Consider the following 23,892-nt stretch of genomic DNA (forward strand, 5'->3'; position numbering starts at 1 on the left):
GCCCATGGGGCTGTTGGGTTTGGGCGCGGAGGCAGCTCCGAGCCGCTGTGCAGCGGCGGCGAGGCCGCCTGCCGCCCGGCATCAGTTCACGATGGCGATGCCCTTGATTTGGGCGAAAACGGGCAGCCCGGGCCGCAACTGCAGTGCCTGGGCCGAGCGCTGGGTAACGCGGGCCAGCAAGCGGGTGTCGCCAGCGAGCAGGGCCACCATCCACTGGCCTGGGCTGTCTTCGCGCATCTCCGCCACGGTGGCGGGCACGATGTTGAGAATGCTGCTGTCCTGCGGCGGGGTCAGGGCCAGGCTCACATCACGGGCCTGCACGCGCAGCTTGACGGTTTGGCCCGGCGCACGGGGCTGGGGGCTGACCAGCAGCAGCTCACCCCCGGCAAACGCAACGCTGGTGATGTGGTCCTGCGGCGCGTGGTGCGCGACGGTGCCGGTGACCACGGTGGCTGCGGCGTCGCCTTGGGCCAGCGGCAGGTCCAGCCGGGCAATCAGATCGGCCGTGGGGCCACTGGCGCGCACGCGGCCCGCCTCCAGCAGCACCATGTGCTCGGCGAGCCGGGCAACCTCGTCCAGCGCATGGCTGACGTACACCACCGGAATGTCCAGCGCGCTGTGCAGCCGCTCCAGGTAGGGCAGCACCTCGGCCTTGCGCTGGGCGTCCAGCGCGGCCAGCGGCTCGTCCATCAGCAGCAGGCGCGGGCTGGTGGCCAGGGCCCGTGCGATGGCCACGCGCTGGCGCTCTCCGCCCGACAGCGTGGCGGGCTTGCGCTCCATCAGGGAGCCAATGCCGAGCAGCTCCACCAGTTGTTCCACCGCCACCCTGCGCTGCGCGGCCGGGCTGCGCTGAAGGCCGTAGCCAATGTTGCCGCGCACGTCCAGGTGCTCAAACAGCTGCGAGTCCTGAAACACATAGCCCAGCGCGCGCTGGTGCGCGGGGCGCCAAATGCGGGGCGCGCCTTGCACACCATCGTTTTGCCACACCTCGCCATGCACCCGCACCCAGCCCAGGGGCGCATGCTCCAGCCCCGCCATGGCGCGCAGGCAGGTGGTTTTGCCGCAGCCCGAGGGGCCGAACAGTGCGGTGATGCCGCGCCCGGGCAGCTGCATGTCTACATCCAGCGCAAAGGCGCTGCGCTGCAGTTGCAGGCGCACTTCGATGGGCGGGGCGGGCGAAGCCGTGGCAGGGCTGTGGGGGTTTTGCATGGTCAAAACGCTGCAGCGGCTTTGCGGCGGGTGAGGTTCAGGCCCAGCAGCACCACGAACGAAAACAGCACCATGCCCCCTGCCAGCCAATGGGCCTGCACATACTCGAGCGCCTCCACATGGTCATAGATTTGCACCGACACCACGCGCGTCACGCCGGGGATATTGCCCCCCAGCATCAGCACCACGCCAAACTCGCCCACGGTGTGCGCAAAGCTCAGGATGGCGGCCGTGATGAACCCGGGCCGTGCCAGCGGCAGCGCCACGGTAAAAAAGCGGTCCAGCGGCCCCGCACCCAGCGTGGCGGCGGCCTCCAGGGGCTTCTTGCCGACAGACTCGAACGCGTGCTGCAGTGGCTGCACCGCAAAGGGCAGGGAATAGATGAGCGAGCCCACCACCAAGCCCCAAAACGTGAAGGGCAGGGTGCCCAGCCCCAGCCATTGCGTGAACTGCCCGAGGGCTCCGTTGGGCCCCAGCGTCACCAGCAGGTAAAAGCCGATGACTGTGGGCGGCAACACCAGTGGCAAGGCCACCACTGCCGACACGGCGCCGCGCCAGCGCGAGGGCGTGTGCGCCAGCCACCAGGCCAGTGGTGTGCCCAGCACCAGCAGCAGCGCCATGGTGGTGCCCGCCAGCCGCAGCGTGAGGCCAATGGCGGCAAGGTCGGCGCTGGAAAAAGGCATGGAGCGGGGCGGTGGCTGGGGAGGGCGGGTTAGAAACTATAGCCGTAGGCCTGGATGATGGCGCGGGCCTTGTCACCGCGCAGGTACTTCAGCAGCGCCGCTGCCGCCGCGCTGTTTTTGCCCGGCAACAGCAGCGCAGCATCCTGGCGGATGGGGTCGTGCAGTTGTGCGGGCACCTGCCATGCCGATCCCTGGGCGATCTTGCCGTCCACCATCACCTGAGACAAGGCCACAAAGCCCAGCTGCGCATTGCCGCTGGCGACAAACTGGTAGGTCTGGGCAATGTTCTCGCCCTGCACCCAGCGCGGTTGCAGTTTGGCAGTCAGCCCCAGTTTGTCCATGGCTTGCGTGGCGGCCAGGCCGTAGGGGGCCAGCTTGGGGTTGGCCAGCGCCAGGTGCTTGAAGTCTCCGGTCTGCAGGACCTGGCCCTGGGCGTCCACATAGCCGGGCTGGGCACTCCACAGCACCAGCGTGCCGATGGCGTAGGTGAAGCGCGTCTGGGCTACGGCTTTGCCATCCTTCTCCAGCTTGGTGGGGGTGGTGTCGTCGGCCGACAGCAGGATCTGGAACGGCGCACCGTTGGTGATCTGCGCATAAAACTTGCCCGTGGCACCGAACGACAGCTCGGCTTTGTGGCCGGTGTCGGCTTCAAAGGCGGCCGCAATCTTCTGCATGGGGGCCGTGAAGTTGGCCGCCACGGCAACCGAGACGGTGTCGGCGTGCGCGGCCTGCAGCACAGAGAAAGTGAACCCCGCCAACAAAAGGTGGCGGTTCAGGGGCGCGACGCGATGGAACATGGTGTGGCTGCGTAAAACGCTATTCATTAATGGAATAGCGAGAGTATAGGCACTGGCCTGCAATCACCTTCTGGGCGCATTGCTATGGGCTGGGTTTTGCAGGGTTTGGACGGGTGAGCCAGGCCACTACCCGGCGGGCCAGCGGCGCGGCCAGCATCACCGCCGGGAAGGCGAACAGCCACCCGCTCAGCCAGGCGTTCATCCACAGGCCTGCAAAGCCCGGGTGCAGCGGCAGCGTGCGGTAGGTGGCAATGCCCGACACCAGCAGCGACATGGTGCCCGACAGGATCAGGCTGAACAGCACGGGGCCATAGCGGGCGGGGATCATGCGGCGACCTTATCTTGTGGCTGCAGGGTGGCCGCAGCCCCCAGGCGCTGCAGGGTTTTTGCGAAATGGTGGCCAAACATCCGGGCCGTTTTCACATCGCCCGGGGCAAACGCATCAGCGGGCGAGCCATGGCCTGCCTGCGCCATCAGGCCCGACCAGGAGCCCAGCCGGTTGGCGGCTTCGTCATAGGGAACACCGGCATGCTGCTCAGGCAGGATGGGGTTGCCCACCCACACCATGCCGTGCTGCATGGCAAACACAAACATCGACAGCAGGGTGGACTGCTTGTCGCCCGCAGGCAGCGATGACACGGTGAAGCCCGCCGCGAGTCGGCTTTTGAGCTGCTGCGTTTTCCACAGGCCGCCAGTGGCATCCATGAAGATTTTGAACGGCCCGGACACCCCGCCCAGGTAGGTGGGCGAGCCGAGGATGAGGCCGTCGTAGCGCAGCAGTGCATTTGGATTGAGGGCCAGGTCTTCGGCCCGAAGCAGCTCGGCCTGGATGCCTGGAACGCCTTGGGCACCCTCGCAGACCTGCTGCGCAATGTGGGCGGTGTGGCCGTGGGCGCTGTGAAAAATGATGGCTATGTTTTGCATGGTGTGATTTCCTTGAAGGGCTTCTGGGAGTTGAGCGTGATGGCGGTCATCGTGAAACCAGTCCGATGGCCAGCGCGGACAGGTACAGGCCGAAGCCAAACACGGTGTGGTTGGCCAGGCTGCGCAGGCAGTTTTTGAGTGGGGTGGGCGTGCGCGATGCGGCAAAGCCAGAGCCCATGGCCGGTTGCATTACCAGCAGTGGCGCGGCCACGGTGACAACGCCCATGGCCAGCGCGGGCAGCAGGGTGGGGTGGTGCACCCAGTCCGCGCCCACCATGCCCAGCAGCACGGCGGCAAAGCCCACACCCACGGCGTAGTGCGTGAACCAGCCCCAGGCCAGCTCGCCCCAGATGGGTGGCGCCTTGGCGATGGCGGTATGGGCGATGCGGCCTTGCAGCAAATGCCCGACCCAACGGCCGATGAACGCGAAGTTGAGCATGGGCACGCCCAGGTGCCGCAGCAGCACCAGCCAGGTGTCCATGACGGCGGTGGCGCCCACGCCCATGAGCAGGGCGAGCGGAAAGTCTTGCCATTGAAAAGCCATAAATAGCCCCTTAAACCATTGACGCAGGAACGGTATGAATTCACTATAGAAGTTCAAGTCAACTTGAAGTCAACAGATTTCTGAGAGGTTTTTTCATGGACATTTCGGAAGTTGCCAAACGCTCGGGCCTGCGGGCATCGACGCTGCGCTACTACGAGGAAAAGGGGTTGGTGAGTTCGGTGGGCCAGCCGGGCGAGCGCCGCCGGTTTGCCCCGGGGGTGCTGGAGCAGTTGGCATTGATTGCGCTGGGGCAGTCGGCGGGGTTCTCGCTGGACGAGATCCGCTCCATGTTCCTGCCCAGCGGCCAGCCCAGCATCGACCGGCAATTGCTCTCGGCCAAGGCCGATGAAATCGATGTGATGGTCAAACGCCTCAAGGCCATGAGCCATGGCCTGCGGCACGCAGCGGCTTGCCCGGCCGAGAGCCACGCGCAATGCCCGTCGTTCCAGCGGCTGCTCAAGGCCGCTGCGGCGGGGGCGCTGGAGCGCAAACAGAAGTCTTTGAAGCCCGTGGCTGGGGCGCGGCGCAAGCCTTTATGAGTTGCGGGAGAGGCCTGCGCGCAATCAGCGCTCAGGCATCATCGACCCATGCCTGCTTCTCTTTCTCTCTCTGACGCGCTGGGCCATGCGCTGTCTGACAAACGCATCGACATCCTGCGCCAGATTGGCCAGGGCGGCTCTATCTCGCAAGCTGCCCGAGCCGTGGGTGTGAGCTACAAGGCCGCGTGGCAGGCGGTGGACACCCTCACCAATCTGGCGGGCACCCCCCTGGTCAAGCGCGCGGTGGGTGGGGCAGGCGGCGGTGGTGCGGTGCTGACCGAGGCGGGCCAGCAGCTGCTGACCGCAGCCGATGCGATGGCCCAGGCGCGTGGCGCCGTGCTGGCACGCTGGCAGGCCGACCCCCATGCAGGCCGTGCGGTGGCCCGCTTGGCGGTGCGCACCAGCATGCGCAACCAGTGGCCTTGCCTGGTGCAGGGCCTGCAAGTGCATGGGCAAATTGTGCTGGTGCACCTGGGCTTGGCCCTGGCTGCGGCGGGCGAGGGGGGCTGCGAGCCGCCCGAGAGTGACAGGAGCGACGGCGCTGATTTTCTGGCCGCGCGCATCACGCGCGAAAGCGCCGAGTTGCTGGGCCTGCAACCCGGCCTTGCGGTGCAGGCGCTGTGCAAGGCCACCGCCGTGCGGGTAGAGCGGGCGGCGCCGGGCGCCCCCGTGCCGCAGGCCCCCGCCAGCACCTACCGCCTGCCCGCCAAGGCGGTGCGGGTGGTGCGCGGTGCCTTGGGCGACGAGGTGGCCGCTGAGCTGATGCTGGGCACCCGTGCCACGGGCGTGCAGATGGTGGGCTTTGCGGCGCCGGGCAGTGGCTTGCGCGTGGGCAGCCGGGTGGTGCTGGTGGTGGAAGACACGGCAGTGGTGCTGGCCCTGTCGGGCCTGTGAAACGCATGTCATGTCATGGATTTGCTATCTATTTTATAGCTTGTGGCGCTTGCTCCATAAGCGCTAGAGGCCAATTTTCTCTGATTTTTGGCATGCCTCAGGCTGCCCAGGCCCCATTTTTTTGAGCTGAGCCCGTCGAAGTTTTTGCGCCGGGGGCTCTTCACTGCGGGCCCGGGGCGAGTGCGGGGCCTGCCGTCACCCGCCGCAAGCCACGCCTCGTTACTTGCTGCCGCCCACACTGACCAACGGCGTGCCGCCATTGAGCAGCACCGTGTTGCCCGCCTTGCCTGCGATGGCGATGGCCGCATCGCGCTGCAACTCGGCCAGCTTGATCTCCTTGAGGGCCGGGGTGAGCGAGCGGCTGATGATCTCGTTGGCTTCGGCCTGGCCCTTGGCCTCCACCACCAGGCGCTCGGCTTCGGCCTTGGCCAGCTCCACCTCTTTGCGCTTGCGCTCGATGGCCTGGTCGGTCTCGGCACGTTGGCGTATGGCCGCTTCAATGGCGGGGTCCGTCAGCAGATTGCGCACGTTCACGGCCGTTACGGTGAAGGCGCCTTTGTCGTTGGCGTCCAGCTCTTTTTGCAGCCCGTCGCGCACCATTTCGGCCAGCTCGGTGCGCTTGGTGTGCATGGTGGTGGCGTCCAGCTGGGCGATGGCCTTGTAGATGGCCTCGCGGGCTTCGCGCGATACGCGGCTGTAGGCAATCACGTAGTCTGCAGTGCCCTCGCGCACCACTTGCCGGTGCTGCACCATGTCGCCCTGGTACTTGGTGAACAGGCCGGGCACCGCGCTGGGGGTGGTCTTGTAATAGATGTCGATGTCCACGTCCTTCATGGTCAGGTTGTCGCGGCTTTTCGGGGTCAGGTTTTCCAGCGAGAAGCTGACCTCTTTGGCCGTGAACTCGTCCACCGTCTTGAACAGGGTGAAGTAAATGCCCGGGGGCAGCGCCTCAGGGCTGACCTTGCCCAGCGTGCGCTCTACGCCGACGTTGCCGGTGTCGATCTGGCTGCAGGCACTCAGCCAGGCGGCTGCAACCAGCAGCAAAGGGGTGCGCAGGTGGCGGGTGATGGTTTTCATGGATGGCATGGTGGTCTTCACAGAATGGGGACGGCGGGCAGGTAGTAAGCCAGTGCCAGCAGGGCCAGCAGCAGTGCAACGATGGCCGCAATGCGGCGCGCATGGGTGTGCAGCAGCCGCTGCGTGCGTTGGCGGGCAGAGGCGCCAGCCAGTTGCCATGCGCCATACAGCCCCAGGGCGATGGCCAGCAAAAGCAGCAGGTGCTTCATGGTCGGCCTGGGTGGGCGGTGTTGGCCTGCTGGCACCACGGCCAGTGGGTGCGGTCCAGAGGGTGTGGCATGGTTCTCCCTTTCCTGTTGTTGGTGTGTCTTTGGGTGCCAAAGATACCGCAGCCAAGGTGGTGCGGTGCCAGTGCCCCTTGGGCGCAAAAGGCATCCACTGTGGCGTCACGTGCTGCGGGCGCACTGCGGGCACACGGCGGGTTTGGGGGCAACCAGGGGCGGTCCCGCAGGGCTGCAAAGAGGTGACCCGTGGCGGGGTGATCGGCCTTGGGTGTGCTATTTATTTAATAGCTGCTTGCGCTTGTTGAATAAGCGCTGGAGGTCGTTTTTGGGCTCTTCTAGCGAATGCTAGTGATGAGTCTTTAACAGGCGCGCTGCGCCCCCATCTCCTGAGCATGACGCACCAGCGTCTGCCCCAGGAGAAGGCCATGCGACAGCAACAGATGACGCGCTTGATCCACAGCCTGCCCCAGCTGACGCACCACCAGTGCCAGCAACTGGCAAGCTGCCTGCAGGCGCTGATGGATCGCAGCCAAGCCAGTGCCCTCATTGAGGCGCACGCCATCGATGGCCGGGCTTGCCCCCACTGCGCCAGCTCCTGGCTCGTCAAGAACGGCTCGGCCAATGGGCTGCAACGCTTCAAGTGCCGACAGTGCAAGCGCACCTTCAACGCCCTGACGGGCACGCCGCTTGCGCGGCTGCATCTGCGGGATAAATGGATGGGCCAGGCACAGGCCCTGGGCGAAGGGCTCTCACTGAACCAAACAGCCCAGCGATTGGGTGTGGCGCAAAGCACCGCCTTTCGCTGGCGCCACCGCTTCCTGGCCTGCCCAAAGAATATGCAGGCACGCCAACTTCTGGGCATTGCCGAGGCAGATGAGTCCTACTTCCTGGTCTCCTGCAAGGGACACAGGGGGTTACTGCGCCGTCCTCGCAGACGTGGTGGTCGGGCGCTGGCGGGCTGCAAGGGCTCGGAGTACACCCCGGTGCTGATGGCGCGAGACCGAGCTGGAGCAACGGCAAACTTCATCTTGCAAACAAACCAAGCGGTGAGTGTGCAAGCGGCGCTCAAGCCCTTGCTGGCGCCAGACGCCATCCTGTGCACCGATGGCAGCGTCACGCTGGCCAGCGCTGCGCGGGCTCTGGGAGTGCAGCACCAAGCGGTGAACGTGAGCAAAGGCCAACGGGTAAAGGGGCCCTGGCATGTGCAGAACGTCAATGCCTATGTCAGCAGGCTGCGAGGGTGGCTGCAACGATTCAAGGGTATTGCGACGAAGTACCTTGATTCGTATTTGGGGTGGTTCAGGCTGTTGGACCGATCAGGCCCCAAGGGGCTGCAGCCCGCGCTGGTGCTGGCGGCGGCCATGGGAAACTAAAGCGTCACTAGCATTCGCTAGAAGAGCCCGTTTTTGTTTTGACCTTTGGTGCCCCAGGGGGCTTTGCGCACCACGGCGGCAAGTGAGCGTTGCAGATCGGCAGGGGCGGCGAGGCTTGGCAACAACGCAGGTTGCCCGAGGCCGCAGACGCACGCTCCGCGGTGATGCATGCAGAGGGCCCTAATGCCTGCCCAGCTTGCGGTACACCGTGGCGCGGCTGATGCCCAGGGCGCGTGCTGCCTGCGCCACGTTGCCACGGGCGTCTTGCACTGCTTGGTGGATCAGGGCGGCTTCCGTCGCGCGCAGCGGGGTGGGTGCGGCGGCGCTGGGGCGCTGCGCCAGGGCATGCAAGCGCAGCCCTGACCACAGCGGCAAGTCCAGCGGCGCAGGGTGGTGGCGCGCTGCTGCATCAAACAGCTGGGCCCAGGGCAGGGCCAGCACATCGGAGCAGTGCATGCGCGTGCCTGGCGGCTGCAAAGGCGTGGGAATCAGCTGGCGGGCGGTGCTGTTGCTGCCGAGCAGGTAGCCATCCGCGTCCAGCAGCACCAGGCCGTCGTTGTCTCCCCCCAGCGGGCTGCCGGGCCAATTCAAGCGCAGGCGCAGGCTGTGGGGGCGCTGCAGCAGCAGGGCGTCTTCCATCGCTCGGGCAGACCGCGCCACCAGGTGCCGCAGTTCAGGCCGCTCGGGCACGTCCACCCCCGTCAAGTCCAGCATGCCCACGCAGTGCCCTTCCGGGTCAAAAAGCGGGGCACCTGCGCAGCTATAGGCTCCGTTGTCGTCGCAAAAGTGTTCGCCCCGGTGCAGCCAGACGGGCGCCAGCTCGTTCAATGCCGTTCCGATGGCGGTGGTGCCCACGGCGGCTTCGGACAGGTCCACCCCCACGCGGCCGATCAGCCGGGTGCGTGGGTCTTGGCGGTCTACGGCACCTTGCACATCGATCACCACGCCGCGTGCGTTGGTGAGCATGGCGAAGTAGCGCATGCCTGCGATGGCGCGTGTGAGTTGCTCCAGCACCGGGCGCGCTGCATGCACCAGCGCATGGCTCTCCTCGGCCAGGTGGCGCAGCGTGGGGCCGGTGATGGGCTCGAACACCACGCGCTGGCCGGGGCTGAGACCGGCCGCCAGGCAGCGTTGCCACGAGCGGGTGATCCACGGCTCCAGCGGCGCCTCGCCGCCCGCGCCCAGCAGCATGCTTTGCCGGGCCCTCTGGATCAGGGCCTGGCGGTGGGATGGCGGATCGGAAGCAGCAAGCATCGAAGTCCCCGGAGCAGGGCCTGCGGCGCGCCGGGAGGCGGGGGCGTGCGAGGCTGGGTGGCAAGGGCGTTCCATGCTGGGCGGGTGTGCAGTGCAGCATGTTTCATTTTGAGAATATCCCGTGCAGCGCTCGGCGTTTCTAGGGTTCTCCCTAGGGAGGCGGGGGCAGGGGCGTTTCAAGATGCTGTGTGCGAATCCAGCCAACCCCCCTCCAGGAGACAGCCAGATGCAAGTGCAGTTCACCGTCAATGGCCGTGCGGCCAGCGTAGATGTGCCTCCCAACACCCTGCTGGTCCATGCGCTGCGAGAGCACCTGCTGCTGACCGGCACCCATGTGGGCTGCGACACCAGCCAGTGCGGCGCGTGCACCGTGCACGTCAACGGCCAGGCCGTCAAATCCTGCGCTATGTTGGCCGTGCAAGCCCAGGGGGCCGAGGTGACCACCATCGAAGGCATGGCCGCCCCCGACGGCACCATGCACCCCATGCAGGCGGCGTTCAAGGAATGCCACGGCCTGCAGTGCGGCTTCTGCACGCCCGGCATGGTGATGAGCGCGGTGGACCTGTGCAAGAACCACCCCAACGCCAGCGAAGGCGAGATCCGCGAGCTGCTCGAAGGCAACATCTGCCGCTGCACGGGCTACCAGAACATCGTGCGCGCAGTGCAGGTCGGCCAAAAGGCCATGGCTTCCGCTTAAACACAAAGGAGAAGAACCATGGGTGCATCCGACTTTTCCAAGCTGCCGCACATTGGCGAATCGCTCAAGCGCAAGGAGGACTACCGCTTCCTCACCGGCGCGGGCCAGTACACCGACGACGTGGTGCTGGCCGCTCAAAGCCATGCGGTGTTTGTGCGCTCGCCGCACGCCCATGCCGCCATCAACAGCATCAACACCAGCGCGGCCAAGGCCGCACCGGGCGTGCTGGGTGTGTTTGTGGGCACCGACGTGGCGGCCGACAACATCAACGGCCTGCCCTGCGGCTGGCTCATCACCAGCACCAATGGCGAGCCTATGAAGGAGCCGCCCCACCCCATCCTGGCGCAGGGCAAGGTGCGCTACGTGGGCGACCATGTGGCCATGGTCGTGGCCCAGACACTGCAGCAGGCGCGCGACGCGGCCGAGCTGGTGGAGGTGGACTACGACGTGCTGCCCGCCGTGGTCAACGTGGCCGATGCGGCTGCGGGCTCGGTGGCGGGGGCGGCGCTGCACGACATTGCGCCCGACAACCACTGCTTCAAATGGGCCATTGGCGACAAGGGCGCGGTGGACGCCGCTTTTGCGGGCGCCGCCCATGTCACCCAGCTGGACCTGATCAACAACCGGCTCATCCCCAACGCGATGGAGCCGCGCGCGGCCATCGGCAGCTACAGCCGTGCCAATGACGAGTACACGCTGTACGTGAGCAACCAGAACCCGCACGTCGAGCGCCTGCTGATGACGGCCTTCGTGATGGGCCTGCCCGAGCACAAGGTGCGCGTGATTGCGCCCGACGTGGGCGGCGGCTTCGGCTCCAAGATCTACCTGTACGCCGAGGACGTGTGCCTGACCTGGGCCGCCAAGAAGCTCAACCGCAACATCAAGTGGGTGGCCGACCGCAGCGAGTCCTTTCTGTCGGACGCGCATGGCCGCGACCACATCAGCCACGCCGAAATGGCCATGGACAAGGACGGCAAGTTCCTCGCCATGCGCGTGCACACCGATGCCAACCTGGGCGCCTACCTGAGCACCTTTGCCAGCGCTGTGCCCACCATCCTGTATGCCACGCTGCTGGCGGGGCAGTACACCACGCCGCAGGTCTATGTGGAGGTGGATTCGTGGTTCACCAACACCGCGCCGGTGGATGCCTACCGGGGCGCGGGTCGGCCCGAGGCCACCTACCTGCTGGAGCGCCTGGTCACCCGCTGCGCGTGGGAGCTGGGCCTGGGCCAGGACGAGATCCGCAAGCGCAACTTCATCACCAGCTTTCCGTACCAGACGCCGGTGGCGCTGCAGTACGACATTGGCGACTACCACGCGTGCATGACGCAGGCGCAGCAGCTGGCCGACGTGGCCGGGTTTGCGGCGCGCAAGGCGGCCAGCGAGGCCAAGGGCTTCAAGCGCGGCCTGGGCTATTCGTCTTACATCGAGGCCTGCGGCATTGCGCCGTCCAACATCGCAGGCGCCCTGGGCGCACGTGCCGGGTTGTTTGAATGCGGCGAGGTGCGCGTGCACCCCACGGGCAGTGTGACGGTGTTTACCGGATCGCACAGCCACGGCCAAGGGCACGAGACGACCTTTGCGCAGGTGGTGGCCGCACGCCTGGGCATTCCGGTGGAGAACGTGGACATCGTGCACGGCGACACGGGCCGCGTGCCGTTTGGCATGGGCACCTATGGCTCGCGCTCCATCAGCGTGGGCGGCGCGGCCATCATGAAGGCGCTGGACAAGATCGAGGCCAAGGCCAAGAAGATCGCGGCGCATTTAATGGAAGCGAGCGACGCCGACATCGACTTCAGCGGCGGCGAGTTCACCGTGCGCGGCACGGACAAGAAGATCCCGTTCGGCCAGGTGGCGCTCACGGCCTATGTGCCGCACAACTACCCGCTGGACAAGCTGGAGCCGGGGCTCAACGAAACGGCCTTCTACGACCCAACCAACTTCACCTTCCCTGCGGGCACCTATATCTGCGAGGTGGAAATCGACCCCGCAACCGGCAGCACACGCGTGGACAAGTTCACGGCCGTGGACGACTTCGGCACCATCATCAACCCCATGATCGTCGAAGGCCAGGTGCATGGCGGCCTGGTGCAGGGCATTGGCCAGGCGCTGCTGGAGAACTGCGTGTACGACCGCGAGACGGGCCAGCTGCTCACCGGCAGCTTCATGGACTACGCCATGCCGCGCGCCGACGACTTCCCCGAGTTCAAGCTGGGCCATGTGTGCACCCCTTGCACCCACAACCCGCTGGGCACCAAGGGCTGCGGCGAGGCAGGGGCCATCGGCTCGCCACCGGCCGTCATCAACGCCGTGCTCGACGCCCTGCGCCCGCTGGGCGTGAAGGACTTCGACATGCCCGCCTCGCCCCACCGCGTGTGGGAAGCCATCCAAAGCGCCAAGGCATAAGGAGATCGACCATGTACGCATTTACTTTCGAGGCTCCTTCCTCCACTGCTGCGGCTGCGCAGCTCATCGCCCAGGGCGGCAAGCTGCTGGCGGGCGGGCAGAGCCTGTTGCCGTCCATGCGCCTGCGCCTGGCCAACCCCGAGAAGATCGTGGACCTGAACGGCGTGGCCGAACTGGCGGGTATCCGCCGCGAGGGCAACGCGCTGGTCATTGGCGCCATGACGCGCCATGCCGACGTGGCATCCAGTGCGGATGTGAAATCCGCCATCCCTGCGCTGGCCGACCTGGCCGCCCACATCGGCGACCGCCAGGTGCGCGCACGCGGCACGCTGGGCGGCTCGGTGGCCAACAACGACCCTGCGGCCTGCTACCCCAGTGCCGTGCTCGGGCTGGGCGCCACGGTGATCACCAACCAGCGCGAAATCAAGGCCGACGACTTCTTCGTCGGCATGTACACCACCGCGCTGGAGGAGGGCGAGATCATCACCGCCATCCGCTTTCCGATCCCGAAGCGCGCGGTGTACCTCAAGTTCAAGCAGGCCGCTTCGCGCTTTTCGCTGGTGGGCGTGTTTGTGGCGCAGACCGATGGCGGCGTGCGCGTGGCCATCACTGGCGCGGCCACCAGCGTGTTTCGCCACGCCGGGCTGGAGGCTGCACTCAACCAGAGCTTCACCCCACAAGCCGCCGCTGCCGTGCAGATCGACGCCAGCGACCTGAACAGCGACATCCACGCGAGTGCCGCCTACCGCGCCAACCTCATCAGCGTGCAAACCCAGCGGGCGGTGCAGAAGATGCTTGGTTGAGCAGGGCGCGTAACACCGTAGGTCGGATTAGCCCGCAAGGGCGTAACCCGACAACGCAGCCGGGGGCGCGGCGACCCTACGGCCTGCGGCGCGGGCCGCGTCAACCGTTCGGGCGGAGCTTGCAGGATCAAGGGCGCCGCATTGAGAAGAGTGATTTATAGCCAAATTGGCCTCTAGCGCTTATCTATCAAGCGCAAGCAGCTATCAAAAGAGAAGCAATGAGTTCCCCAGCCTCTGTTGATGCCCTGGTGCAAGCCCTGCAAAGCGTGGGCTACTTTGCCGACCGGCGCCTGGCCACGGCGGTGTTCCTGGCGCTCAAACTCCAGCGCCCGCTGCTGCTTGAGGGCGAGCCCGGCGTGGGCAAGACCGCGCTGGCCAAAGCCCTCTCGGAAGTGCTTGCGCGCAGCCTGATTCGCCTGCAGTGCTACGACGGCCTGGAGCAGCGCGAGGCGCTGTACGAGTGGAACTACGCGGCCCAACTGCTGCACATGCGCGCCGCCGAAGGCAAGGGCAGTGCCGACATGGCGCAGGTGGAGCGCGAGGTTTATCAAGACCGCTACCTGATCCGCCGCCCCTTGCTGCAAGCGCTGCAGGCGCCCGCGCCCGGCGCCGTGCTATTGATTGACGAGGTGGACCGGGCGGATGAGCCCTTCGAAGCCTTCCTGCTCGAATACCTGGGCGAGTACCAGGTCAGCATCCCCGAGATCGGCACGGTGCGCGCCACGGCCACACCGGTCACCATCCTCACCAGCAACCGCACGCGCGACCTGCACGACGCCGTCAAGCGCCGCTGCCTGTACCACTGGCTGGACTACCCCGAGCGAGAACGCGAGCTGGCCATCGTGCGTGCCCAGGTGCCGGGCGCCAGCGCGGCGCTGGCCCAGCAGGTGGCCGATTTTGTGGGCCGCCTGCGCAGCCAGCCGTTTGCCAACGCCTTCCAGCGCGCGCCGGGCATTGCCGAAAGCGTGGAATGGGCCAAGGCGCTGGTCGCGCTCGACACCATCGTGGTGGACCCCGAAGTGGTGTCCGACACCGCAGGCATTTTGTTCAAGCAGCGCGAAGACGTGGCGGCGCTCACGCGCGACATGGCGGCGCAGCTGCTGCAGCCCGCTGAAGCCTGAGGCGGTGTGAAGGCGCAGCCATGGCCCAAGGCGCAACCATCTCCCAGCTCGGCGATGCCCGCACGGGCAAACTGGCCGACAACCTGAGCGGCTTTGGCCGCACCTTGCGCCGCGCCGGTGTGCGCGTGGACGCCGCCCGCATGGCGCTGGCCCAGCAGGCCGTGATGCTGGTGGGCTTGCAGCGCGAGGACTTTTGCGCCGCGCTGGAGGCCGTGCTCGTCAGCCGCGAGCAAGACCGGCTGGTGTTCCGCGAGCTGTTCGATGCCTACTTCAAGAACCCCAACGTGGCCCAGAAGCTGCTGGCACAGATGCTGCCCAGCGCCGAGTCCAAGGCCGAGCCCGCCAAGCGCCGCCCGCGTGTGAGCGAGGCACTGGCCCCGGTGCGTGCCGCGCGCAATGCACCGCCGCCGCGCGAAGAAGACAAGGTGGACTTCGACGCCGCCATGACGGCCAGCGACCTGCAACGGCTGCGGCAGGCCGATTTCAACCAGCTCTCCGCCAGCGAATACCTGCTGGTGGAGCGACTGGCCCGCGAGGTGCCCTTGCCCCTGCCGCACTACGCGGCCCGCCGCACCCGGCCGGGTGCACGGGGCCACCGCCCGCACTGGCCGGGCGCTATGCACCTGGCGGCGCGCAGCGGTGGCGAGGTGCTGCGCGTGCCCCTGCTGCAGCGGCGCCAGCAACCCTTGCCGCTGCTGGTGCTGGTGGATGTGTCGGGCTCCATGGAGCGCTATGCGCGGCTGCTGCTGGCCTTCTTGCATGCCGCCACGGCGCCGCGCAACATGGGCGCAAGTGTTCGGCGCGATGTGTTCGCGTTTGGCACGGGGCTGACGGACCTCACGCCTGCGTTCCGCCTGGCCGACACGGACGCCATGCTGCAGGTGGCCAGCCATGCCATCAACGACTTTGCAGGTGGCACTCGCATGGGCGACAGCCTGGCGCAGTTGCGGCAGCAGCACGCCCGGCGCCTGGTGGGGCGGCGCACCCTGGTGCTGCTGATCAGCGACGGGCTGGACACGGGCGAGCCCGAGGTGCTGGCGCAGGAGCTGGGCTGGCTGCGCCGCCACGGTGGCCGCCTGCTGTGGCTCAACCCCCTGCTGCGCTTCGAGGGTTATGCCCCCACGGCGCGGGGTGCCAGCGAGCTGCATCGCCAGGCCCATGGCATGGTGGCGGTGCACAACCTGGGCCGTCTGCAGGACCTGGCGGCCAGCCTGGCCAGGGTGCTGCGGCTGTGACCGATTTCAGAACAACCCGCCCAAAAACCAAGAGGAAACCACCATGGAAATGCAAGCCAGCCGCACCCTTGCCGTCAGCCAGCAGCAGGCTTGGGATGCCCTCAATGACCCTGAGGTTCTCAAACTATGCATCCCCGGTTGCGACAAGGTAGAGGCCAGCGGCGAGAATCAGTACGCCGTGGCCATGGCGCTCAAGATTGGGCCCGTGTCTGCCAAGTTCGCCGGCAAGATCACCCTGGCAGACATCGTGCCGCCCGAGAGCTACACCATTGCCTTCGATGGCTCGGGTGGGGTGGCCGGATTTGGCAAAGGCCAAGCGCAAGTCAAGCTGGTGCCCTTGCCCGCAGATGCCGCTGGGCAGTCCAGCTGTGAGCTGCACTACACCGTGCATGCCACGGTGGGCGGCAAGATTGCCCAGCTGGGCCAGCGGCTGATCGATGGTGCCGCCAAGACCATGGCGGAAGATTTTTTCAAACGGTTCGACAACGAAATGCAACGCCGCTACCCCCGAGACGCCGCCGACACCCAGATCCAGGACACCCTGTTGCAAGACACGGTGATGCTGGAAACCCCCACCCAGCCCGATGCGCTGCAGGCGCTGCCTACAGCGGCAGCCGCCAGCACCCCCAGTGTTTTCCCCCCTTGGGTGTGGGTGGCCATTGGCGCGGGGGGAATGGCGGCACTTTTCTGGCTGGCCAAGTGAGCGATCGGCGTTGCCAAGTGCGTGGATGACGGAGGCCGTATGGAAAACCTGGATGTGATGGTGCTGCGCACTTTGCTGGGCTGGCGCGTGGCCGGGCAGCGCGCCATGCTGGCCACGGTGGTGCGCACTTGGGGTTCTTCCCCCAGGCCGGTGGGCTCCATCATGGCGCTGTGCGAGACCGGGGCGGTGGTGGGTTCCGTGTCTGGCGGGTGCATTGAGGACGACCTGATCGACCGCCACACCCGCGCCTATGCGCAGCCCGCCGGGGCTGACCGGGGCTTGCCCCACACCATCCCCAGCGGCCCGCCCACGTTCGTCAAATACGGCATCACCGCCGACGAAGCGCACCGCTTTGGCCTGCCCTGTGGGGGCACGCTGGAGCTGCTGCTGGAATACGACCCCCAGCCTCAAAGCCTGGGCCAGCTGGTGGCGCAGCTGGAGCAGGGCCAGCTGGTGCAACGCACCGTGCAGCTGGCCGATGGGGCGGTGAGCCTGCAGCCTGCTGCTGCGCCCGCCGAGCTGACGGTGGACGCGCAGCAGCTCACCAACACCTTTGGCCCCGAGTACCGCATGCTGCTCATCGGCGCGGGGCAATTGGCGGAGTACCTGGCCACCATGGCGCTGTTCAATGGTTTTGCCGTCACGGTGTGCGACCCGCGTGAGGAATACCGGGGCAGCTGGAATGTGCCGGGCGCCAAGGTGGTGAACGACATGCCCGATGACGTGGTGACGGCTTTCAAGCCCGATCGGCGCAGTTGCGTGGTGGCCCTCACGCACGACCCCAAGTTGGACGACCTGGCCTTGCTGGAGGCCTTGGCCTCTGAGGCGTTTTACATCGGTGGCATTGGCTCCCGGCGCAACAACGAGGCGCGCCGCGCCCGCATGGTGGAGCACTTCGGGCAGACAGAGGCGTCACTGCAGCGCTTGCGTGGCCCTATCGGCGTGTACATCGGCAGCAAGACGCCACCCGAGATCGCTGTGAGCGTGATGGCGGAGATCCTGGCCGTCAAGAACGGGGTGACCTTGCCCCGCGATATGGCCGTGGCCCAGGCCAAGAACGAGCGCGAAGTGCTGCACAACGATGCAGGCGCGCTGGTGTGCGGGGTGCGCTAAGAACCTGTTCAAAGTTAGCTGGACATCACCACGGGCCCGCCCTTGGCGATGCCACGCTGGTAGGCGGGGCGGGCCTGCATGCGTTGTTGGTAGGCCAGCAGGTGCGGGCGGGGCTTGCCCGGCTTGGCGCGAGAAAGCGCAGCCTCGACCGCAAAGCTCATCTGAAAGTCAGCCATGGTGAGGTGCGGGCCTGCAAACCAGGGGTGCTGTGCCAGATGGTCCTCCATGAAGTCGAGGGCCGTGTCCACATTCGGGTCCACCAGCTTTTGCTGCACGGTGCCGCACAGTGCCTTGGCGATGGGGCGCACAAAAAAGGGCATGGGCTGCTTGGGGATGCTCATGAACACCAGCTTCATCACCAGCCAGTTCATCAGCGAGCCTTCCGCATAGTGCATCCAGAAGCGGCATTGGCGATACTCTGGCGTGCCCAGGGCCGGTTGCAGCGTTGGCATGGCTTGTGGGGCCTGCGCTGCGTAGGTCTCTACCAAATATTCAATGATGGCCCCGGACTCTGCCACCACGGTATCCCCGTCGGTGATCACCGGGGATTTGCCCAGGGGGTGGATTTTCTTGAGTTCCGGGGGCGCCAGCTTGGTGCGCGGATCGCGCTGGTACACCTTGAGTTCGTACGGAAGCCCCAGCTCTTCCAGAAGCCACAGGATGCGCTGCGAGCGCGAAGTTTCGAGGTGGTGAACGGTGATCATGGTGGCGTATTGGAGCAGCTTTACTCGCTTTGTCCACACGCCCTTGATCCCGTGGGTGACAGCGAATGGGCGCTGCCTGGGCTGCGTTTCAGATGCTGGTGCCCAGGCGGGTGCGCAATTGGCCCCAGCCTGTGAGGCAGGCGGGTGCTGCATTGGCCGCTGCAGCGTCTTCCAGTGCGCGGGCGGTCAGGCTGTCTTCGGGACGGCCCAAGGTCAGCAGCACGGTGGCCAGGCTGTGGGCCAGCCTGCGCAAGGCAGGCCAGTCTTGCGCTTGTGCAGCGGCGTCCCCTGTGTGTACATCGGCGGCAAATTGCTTGAGGCAGGCGGCTCGGTAGGTGGTGAACAGCTGGGCATCGCCCCCAAAGTGGGTGGTGATGGCCAGTTTTTCTGCTGGCGTGCAAGGCACGCTGGACCCCTCTGCGTCGATGGGAGTTGGCGCCGGCGGTGGGGGAAAGGGCGCTGGAGCGGATGCTGGGGCCAAGGCGTCTGCCGCGTCCTGGGTTGCCAGTGCATCGCGCACGCAGTTTTCCAGCTCTTGCACCGCAATGGGTTTCGACAAAACGCGCCAGAGGTTCAAGTCCTCCAGCTGGTCTTTTACGGCAGGCGTCAGGCCTGCGCTGAACACCGCCACCCGCGTATCGCGCCCCAGCAGGGGGTCTGCTGCCATGCGCTTCACCAGCGAGATGCCTGATTCGCCTGGCAGCATCAAATCGGTGATGACCAGCTTCACATCGCGTTGCTGCAGCAACGCGACGGCGGCAGGCACGGTGGTGCAGGTCAGCAACTCAATGGGCAGCTGGTCCAGTGCCATCTCAACAAAGCGGGTGATGGAGGAGTCGTCCTCCACCAGCAAAACGCAGGGGGCTGCGGCGTGGCTCATGCGGCTTTGGCTGGCAGGGTTTGCGCCAAGGCGGCCGGCAGCTCTGCGACCAGCTGGGGCTTGTGGATGACGGTCACGCCTTGCAAGGCAAAGGCGTAAGGCTCTCGCTGCTGCTCGTCCAGCGAGGTCACCACGATCAGGCGGCTGCGTGCAAATTGAGGGTGCGAGCGCAGGGTGGTGATCAGGGTGGCGCCGTCAATGCCGGGCAACAGGATGTCCACGATCAGTACGTCGGGCTGAATCTGGCCGTACATGGCCAGCCCCGTGATGCCATCGTTGGCCGTGTGCAGCACGGCGCCAGGAAAGTGCTGATTGACGAGCAGCGTCACCAGATTCTGGAAGTGGATGGAGTCCTCGATCAGCAGAATCTGGGCACTGCCGCGTGCGCGGGTGGATGGCGCGCTTGGAGCGCTGCCATCCGCCGCTGCTTGCGGCACCGTAGCAGTTTTGCCACTGCCGCCTGTGCGGGCATTGATCCACTGTTCAACCGAGGCCCGCGAAATGCGCCGGTGACCGCCTGGGGTCTTCCAGGCTTCCAGTTCATTGCGGTCCACCATCAGCTGCACCGAGCGCACCGCCAGGCCCAGCATGCTGGCGACTTCCAGGGTGGTGTAGTGATCCTGTACCAAAGAAGGTGGTGGAGTTTTTTCAGATTTCATGAGTTGCGCATTTTCCTCTTTTTTTTATCGCGTTAAAAGGATTTGCATTTGATACAAATGATTGATATGATTGCGCCACGTCGGGCATAGGTCCTGGCGACAACCAGCTTCGCTGTGGAGCCGATTGTTAAAAAATTCGCAAGAGCATGCCATGAAAAAAATTCTGATCGTTGAAGACCATGCTGACATTCGCAAACTGTTGAAGATGACGCTGGAATTCGATGAATTCGAAATTCATGAAGCATCGACTGGTGATGCAGGGTTGGCCTTGAGCCGGGAACTCAGTCCTGACATCGTGCTGCTGGACATCATGATGCCCGGCACCTTGAATGGGCTGGAAGTGTGCCGCCAAATCAAAGCCGACCACGCCACCCGCTTCACCAAAGTGATTTTGTTGACAGCGCGCGTGCAGGCCGGTGATCGCGAGGCTGGCATGGCCGCCGGTGCCGACGACTACCTGATGAAGCCCTTCAGCACCTTGCAAGTGCTGGAAACCATCTACCGCATAGAGGCCGCAGCATGATTTGGATCACTGCCTGCGTGTTGAGTGCGACCACTTTGGTCTGGTTGCGCGCCCGGCTTCGCTGGGTCCCTGTCGATCGGGGCTGAGTGCTGTTGGCTCCTCATCATTTCCTTTCTCTTTTGAGAGCGATTGCCATGCGGTTTTTATCGTTGCTTCGTTGCACAGTGGTTGCCGGGAGCTTGCTGGCAGCTGTGGCTGCCCACGCGCAGACGGTGCTTGAGAGGGTGAGTGCCAGTGGCGTGGTGCGGGTGTGCATCTGGCCCGAGTACTACGGCGTGACCTACCGCCATGCGCGCACGCAGGAGCTGGGGGGCGTAGACATTGAGTTGTCTGCCCAGCTTGCGTCCGACCTGAAAGTGCGCGTGGAGTATGTGGATTCATCTTTTCCCGCACTGGTGGGGGACCTCACTGCAGACCGCTGCGACGTGGCCATGTTTGCGATTGGAGTGACAGAGCAGCGCGCCGAGAAGCTGCGCTTCACCCAGTCGTACTTGCGCAGTGACATCTACGGCATCACCACCAAGAGCAACCAGGTCATACGGCAGTGGGCTGATATCGACAAGCCCGGCGTGCTGGTGGCGGTGCAGGCGGGCACTTTCATGGAGCCCGTCATGGAGCAGCGCCTCAAGCATGCGCAACTGGTGCGGGTGAAGCTGCCCGCGACCCGCGAGCGCGAGCTGGTGGCTGGCCGGGTGGATGTGTTCATGACGGACTATCCGTACAGCCGGCGTTTGCTGGACAACGCAGACTGGGCCCGCCTGATCACCTCGCCCGCCCCCTTTTCGGTGATTCCTTACGCCTACGCGGTCAAGCCTGGTGACGCCAAGTGGCTCGCCACGGTGGACGATTTTGTGGCCCGCATCAAACGCGATGGACGGCTGGAGCGTGCGGCGGGTAACCATGGCCTGGGGCCGATCGTGGTGCGGTAAGCATGGCCCGCACATGCGCACCTGCCAGCACTTCTGCCACTGCACTGGGGCGGTGGTCGAAGGCCAGCACCTTGGTGCTGGTGGGCGGGGCCCTGGCAGCGCTCGGCGCGTTGCTGGCAGTGGTCTTGCTGGCGGTGAGTGACTTTCGCAGCACGATTGCCGCAGACCAAGCCCACGCAGCATTGCTGGCCCGGGTGCTGGAAGACCAAGCCACGCGCACGCTGGAGTCGGGTGAGATGGCGCTGGATGCGCTGTCGGCATCTCCTGTTTTGCGAGCCTCTGCACCAGACGCTGAGCGCATGCAGGCTGCGCTGAACCAAGCGCTGTTGGGTTTGCCCTTTTTGCGAGCGATTGCTGTGGTGGACGTGCATGGCAATGTGGTCGCCGGCACCAATGGCAGCGAAGCGGGCATGCGCATCAATATGGACCAGCTCGGACCGCGAGGCCCCGTGGGGCGCAGCAGCATTGGGCCGTTGATCATGGGCCGTGGGTTGGGTGCCATACGTGCCGCAGGGGCCGCGCAAGAGGTACCCCAAGGCTTGGCCTTCCTTCCACTGCTGCAGTCTTTTGTGACCGAGGCTGGCCGGCCCCTGGTGCTGGTGGGCTTGGCCAATCCGGATGCGTTCTCCAACTTCCAGTACCTGACGCTGGAGACCGAAAGCTATGACTCCGTCATCACCACCTACCGGGGCGGCGTGCTGGCAGGGTCTCGGGGAGGCGCACGCCTGGTGGGTTCCAGCGTGGGCAGCATCCCAGTGTTTACCAATTTTCTGCCTGCGCGCGAGCATGCTTCTTACATCGGCAAGGGCGCCCTGGGCGAGCGGCAAATCCTGGCGTTTCGCACCTCTGGCACCAAGCCGCTGGTGGTGATTGTGGAAGAGTCGTATAGCCATGCCGCCTGGAATTGGTTTTACAGTGCCAGCGCATTGTTGGGGGTGGGCGGCGTGCTGGTGCTGCTGGTGGTTGGGCTTACTTTTGCCATTTGGCGAACGGTGCGGCTGCGTGAGTCGGCCCGCCTGGCCGCAGACCGTGCGCAGCAGCGCATTGCCCAGAGCGAGCGCGAACTGAGCGTGCTGATGCGCAGCGTGCAAGAGCTGATCTTCCGCACCGACGTGCATGGGGTCATCACCTACGTCAATGCCCATTGGCTTGCTTTCAGCGGCAGCCCGGCCGAGCAGGCCATTGGCAAGCGCTTGCAAGACATCGTCGATCCCGCCAGCCGCAGTGCCGTCACGGCCGCCTTGGACCCGCTGGCCGCCGCAGGGGTGCGAAACTGCCAAGCCATGGTCCGCCTGGGTGACGGGCGTGAGTTGCAGTTCGACGTGGCCCTGGTGGCCTTGCAGGCTGAAGGGCGTTTTGTGGGGTTTGCCGGCAGCGCTGTGAATGTGACCGAGCGCTGGGCCGCACAGCGCCGTTTACAGGAGCAGATCGCGTTTCAGAACCTGCTGCTGGATACCAACCCATTGCCCATTGCGGTCACCCAGGCCGATGGGGTGGTGGTGCAGGTCAACCGTGCGTGGGAAGAGTACAAAGGCCTGGAGCGGGCCATGGTGGTGGGGCGCCGGTTGAGCGGCTTTTTACCCGCCAACGAAGCGCAGGAAGAGCAAGAGCACAACCGGCAATTGGTGGCTTGCGGCGGGCAGACCTTTTATGAGACCAAGGTGCTCCATGGCAATGGGGCGCGGCGTGAAACGCGTGTCATCAAGGCTGTCATCCCCGATGTGCAGAGCAAGGCCTCGGGTGTGCTCACCATCTTTGTGGACGTGAGTGAATTCCGTCAAGCCGAGCGTGCCACTCAGGAGGCCCGGCAAGCAGCCGAGGAGGCATCGCGGGCCAAGTCCGAGTTTGTTGCCAACATGAGCCACGAACTGCGTACCCCCTTGCAATCGATCCTGGGGTTTGCTGAGCTGGGCGCCTTGCGTGGACGCGCGGAGCCGCGCCTGGCGGGTATGTTTGAAGACATTCACTCGGCCGGGCAGCGCATGCTGGCCCTGGTCAATGATTTGCTGGAGGTCTCCAAGCTCGAAAGCACGGTGGGCACATTCCATCTGGAGCGCATCGACTTGCGGGGGCTGGTGCACCCGGTGGTGCAGGAGCTGGAGCCTTTGCTCACCCGCAACCAACAATCGATGCACGTGCAAATGTCCGACCTGCCCCTGGTCGCCAAGGTCGATCCTTTGCGGTTGCAGCAGGTCATTCGCAACGTGGTGGCCAATGCCATCAAGTTCTCGCCCCAAGGCTCGGCCATCAGGCTGCTGGGGCGCGTGGATTCGCAAGGGCAGGTGCACCTGGAAGTGCGTGACGAAGGCCCCGGGGTGCCCGAGGCGGAGCTGGAGACGATTTTTGAGGCCTTCGTTCAGTCCAGCAAAACCAAGGACGGCTCGGGCGGTACGGGCTTGGGTCTGGCCATCTGCCGCAAAATCATCGAAGCCATGGGGGGGCAGATATTTGCCCGCAATTTGTCACCCAAAGGCGCGTCATTCCACATCGTCCTGCCTGCTCGCGGGTTCTCCGAGACACAACCCGCTCCACTGTGACGGCGGTTGCGCATCGGCCATGAAAAAAGCCAACCGAACGGTTGGCTTTTTTTGTTCTGAGGCC

Annotated in this window: 25 protein-coding genes; 13 read left to right on the forward strand and 12 right to left on the reverse strand. The window is 65.5% G+C overall.

Going from position 1 to position 23,892, the window contains the following annotated elements; translation table 11 throughout:
* Nucleotides 1-81: 81 nt before the first annotated feature.
* The 6 genes from modC to CLU88_RS01085 form a co-directional block, all read right to left on the reverse strand.
* Entirely contained in the window at nt 82-1,209 is a 1,128-nt protein-coding gene (gene modC / locus CLU88_RS01060; protein WP_099655006.1) for a molybdenum ABC transporter ATP-binding protein, read from the reverse strand.
* A 2-nt stretch (nt 1,210-1,211) separates the two neighbouring features.
* Nucleotides 1,212-1,892, reverse strand: coding sequence for a molybdate ABC transporter permease subunit (gene modB / locus CLU88_RS01065; protein ID WP_099655007.1), 681 nt, complete (start codon nt 1,890-1,892; stop codon nt 1,212-1,214).
* Between the two features lie 29 nt (nt 1,893-1,921).
* A complete protein-coding gene (modA, locus tag CLU88_RS01070; RefSeq protein ID WP_099655008.1) occupies nt 1,922-2,689 on the reverse strand; it encodes a molybdate ABC transporter substrate-binding protein in 768 nt (255 codons plus the stop codon).
* 82 nt (nt 2,690-2,771) lie between these two features.
* Complete coding sequence (locus tag CLU88_RS01075) at nt 2,772-3,017, reverse strand: DUF2798 domain-containing protein (RefSeq protein ID WP_099655009.1); 246 nt, start codon at nt 3,015-3,017, stop codon at nt 2,772-2,774.
* Nucleotides 3,014-3,613 (reverse strand): flavodoxin family protein, encoded by a 600-nt coding sequence (locus tag CLU88_RS01080; protein ID WP_099655010.1) that lies wholly within the window; start codon nt 3,611-3,613, stop codon nt 3,014-3,016. Before CLU88_RS01080 ends, CLU88_RS01075 begins: the two co-directional genes overlap by 4 nt.
* Nucleotides 3,614-3,659: 46 nt before the next feature.
* Nucleotides 3,660-4,157, reverse strand: coding sequence for a DUF2938 domain-containing protein (locus tag CLU88_RS01085; RefSeq protein ID WP_099655011.1), 498 nt, complete (start codon nt 4,155-4,157; stop codon nt 3,660-3,662).
* A gap of 95 nt (nt 4,158-4,252) precedes the next feature.
* Here CLU88_RS01085 and CLU88_RS01090 point away from each other — a divergent pair, with 95 nt between their 5' ends.
* Nucleotides 4,253-4,696, forward strand: coding sequence for a helix-turn-helix domain-containing protein (locus CLU88_RS01090; protein WP_099655012.1), 444 nt, complete (start codon nt 4,253-4,255; stop codon nt 4,694-4,696).
* Between the two features lie 48 nt (nt 4,697-4,744).
* Nucleotides 4,745-5,590, forward strand: coding sequence for a TOBE domain-containing protein (locus tag CLU88_RS01095; RefSeq protein ID WP_099655013.1), 846 nt, complete (start codon nt 4,745-4,747; stop codon nt 5,588-5,590).
* A 219-nt stretch (nt 5,591-5,809) separates the two neighbouring features.
* Here CLU88_RS01095 and CLU88_RS01100 read toward each other — a convergent pair whose 3' ends face one another.
* Together CLU88_RS01100 and CLU88_RS22940 are read right to left on the reverse strand one after the other, a co-directional pair.
* Nucleotides 5,810-6,676 (reverse strand): SPFH domain-containing protein, encoded by an 867-nt coding sequence (locus tag CLU88_RS01100; protein ID WP_158235567.1) that lies wholly within the window; start codon nt 6,674-6,676, stop codon nt 5,810-5,812.
* Between the two features lie 8 nt (nt 6,677-6,684).
* The gene (locus CLU88_RS22940) at nt 6,685-6,876 is read right to left on the reverse strand and encodes a hypothetical protein (RefSeq protein WP_158235568.1); all 192 of its coding nucleotides are present in this window, start codon (nt 6,874-6,876) and stop codon (nt 6,685-6,687) included.
* Between the two features lie 440 nt (nt 6,877-7,316).
* Here CLU88_RS22940 and CLU88_RS01105 point away from each other — a divergent pair, with 440 nt between their 5' ends.
* A complete protein-coding gene (locus CLU88_RS01105) occupies nt 7,317-8,264 on the forward strand; it encodes an IS1595 family transposase (RefSeq protein ID WP_099658549.1) in 948 nt (315 codons plus the stop codon).
* A gap of 180 nt (nt 8,265-8,444) precedes the next feature.
* Here the strand turns inward: CLU88_RS01105 and CLU88_RS01110 are convergent, their stop codons facing one another.
* Nucleotides 8,445-9,518, reverse strand: a complete 1,074-nt coding sequence (locus CLU88_RS01110; protein WP_099655015.1) for a sigma-54-dependent Fis family transcriptional regulator — start codon at nt 9,516-9,518, stop codon at nt 8,445-8,447.
* Nucleotides 9,519-9,744: 226 nt separating this feature from the next.
* Here CLU88_RS01110 and CLU88_RS01115 point away from each other — a divergent pair, with 226 nt between their 5' ends.
* From CLU88_RS01115 to CLU88_RS01145, 7 genes are all read left to right on the forward strand, one after another.
* A complete protein-coding gene (locus tag CLU88_RS01115; RefSeq protein ID WP_099655016.1) occupies nt 9,745-10,215 on the forward strand; it encodes a (2Fe-2S)-binding protein in 471 nt (156 codons plus the stop codon).
* Nucleotides 10,216-10,233: 18 nt separating this feature from the next.
* Nucleotides 10,234-12,621, forward strand: a complete 2,388-nt coding sequence (locus tag CLU88_RS01120; RefSeq protein WP_099655017.1) for a xanthine dehydrogenase family protein molybdopterin-binding subunit — start codon at nt 10,234-10,236, stop codon at nt 12,619-12,621.
* Between the two features lie 11 nt (nt 12,622-12,632).
* On the forward strand, nt 12,633-13,424 hold the full coding sequence (locus tag CLU88_RS01125; RefSeq protein ID WP_099655018.1) for a xanthine dehydrogenase family protein subunit M: 792 nt from the start codon (nt 12,633-12,635) through the stop codon (nt 13,422-13,424).
* A gap of 218 nt (nt 13,425-13,642) precedes the next feature.
* Nucleotides 13,643-14,545 carry a MoxR family ATPase gene (locus CLU88_RS01130; RefSeq protein ID WP_099655019.1) on the forward strand — a complete coding sequence of 301 codons (903 nt, stop codon included), beginning with the start codon at nt 13,643-13,645 and terminating at the stop codon, nt 14,543-14,545.
* 20 nt (nt 14,546-14,565) lie between these two features.
* The gene (locus CLU88_RS01135; RefSeq protein ID WP_099655020.1) at nt 14,566-15,780 is read left to right on the forward strand and encodes a VWA domain-containing protein; all 1,215 of its coding nucleotides are present in this window, start codon (nt 14,566-14,568) and stop codon (nt 15,778-15,780) included.
* Nucleotides 15,781-15,823: 43 nt separating this feature from the next.
* A complete protein-coding gene (locus CLU88_RS01140) occupies nt 15,824-16,483 on the forward strand; it encodes a CoxG family protein (protein ID WP_099655021.1) in 660 nt (219 codons plus the stop codon).
* 39 nt (nt 16,484-16,522) lie between these two features.
* Nucleotides 16,523-17,596: an XdhC family protein gene (locus tag CLU88_RS01145; RefSeq protein WP_099655022.1), complete on the forward strand. Its 1,074-nt coding sequence runs from the start codon at nt 16,523-16,525 to the stop codon at nt 17,594-17,596.
* Nucleotides 17,597-17,610: 14 nt separating this feature from the next.
* Here CLU88_RS01145 and CLU88_RS01150 read toward each other — a convergent pair whose 3' ends face one another.
* The 3 genes from CLU88_RS01150 to CLU88_RS01160 form a co-directional block, all read right to left on the reverse strand.
* The gene (locus CLU88_RS01150) at nt 17,611-18,300 is read right to left on the reverse strand and encodes a glutathione S-transferase family protein (RefSeq protein ID WP_099655023.1); all 690 of its coding nucleotides are present in this window, start codon (nt 18,298-18,300) and stop codon (nt 17,611-17,613) included.
* Between the two features lie 88 nt (nt 18,301-18,388).
* Nucleotides 18,389-19,180 (reverse strand): two-component system response regulator, encoded by a 792-nt coding sequence (locus CLU88_RS01155; protein ID WP_099655024.1) that lies wholly within the window; start codon nt 19,178-19,180, stop codon nt 18,389-18,391.
* Nucleotides 19,177-19,839, reverse strand: coding sequence for a response regulator (locus CLU88_RS01160; RefSeq protein ID WP_099655025.1), 663 nt, complete (start codon nt 19,837-19,839; stop codon nt 19,177-19,179). The genes CLU88_RS01155 and CLU88_RS01160 overlap by 4 nt, the downstream gene beginning before the upstream one ends.
* A gap of 151 nt (nt 19,840-19,990) precedes the next feature.
* Here CLU88_RS01160 and CLU88_RS01165 point away from each other — a divergent pair, with 151 nt between their 5' ends.
* The 3 genes from CLU88_RS01165 to CLU88_RS01175 all read left to right on the forward strand — a co-directional run bounded on the left by CLU88_RS01165 (nt 19,991) and on the right by CLU88_RS01175 (nt 23,828).
* Nucleotides 19,991-20,362 (forward strand): response regulator transcription factor, encoded by a 372-nt coding sequence (locus tag CLU88_RS01165; protein ID WP_099655026.1) that lies wholly within the window; start codon nt 19,991-19,993, stop codon nt 20,360-20,362.
* A gap of 134 nt (nt 20,363-20,496) precedes the next feature.
* A complete protein-coding gene (locus CLU88_RS01170; protein WP_099655027.1) occupies nt 20,497-21,291 on the forward strand; it encodes an ABC transporter substrate-binding protein in 795 nt (264 codons plus the stop codon).
* A 2-nt stretch (nt 21,292-21,293) separates the two neighbouring features.
* The gene (locus CLU88_RS01175) at nt 21,294-23,828 is read left to right on the forward strand and encodes an ATP-binding protein (protein WP_099655028.1); all 2,535 of its coding nucleotides are present in this window, start codon (nt 21,294-21,296) and stop codon (nt 23,826-23,828) included.
* Nucleotides 23,829-23,892: the final 64 nt, after the last annotated feature.

The organism is Acidovorax sp. 56 (assembly GCF_002749705.1).
Classification (GTDB): domain Bacteria; phylum Pseudomonadota; class Gammaproteobacteria; order Burkholderiales; family Burkholderiaceae_C; genus Acidovorax.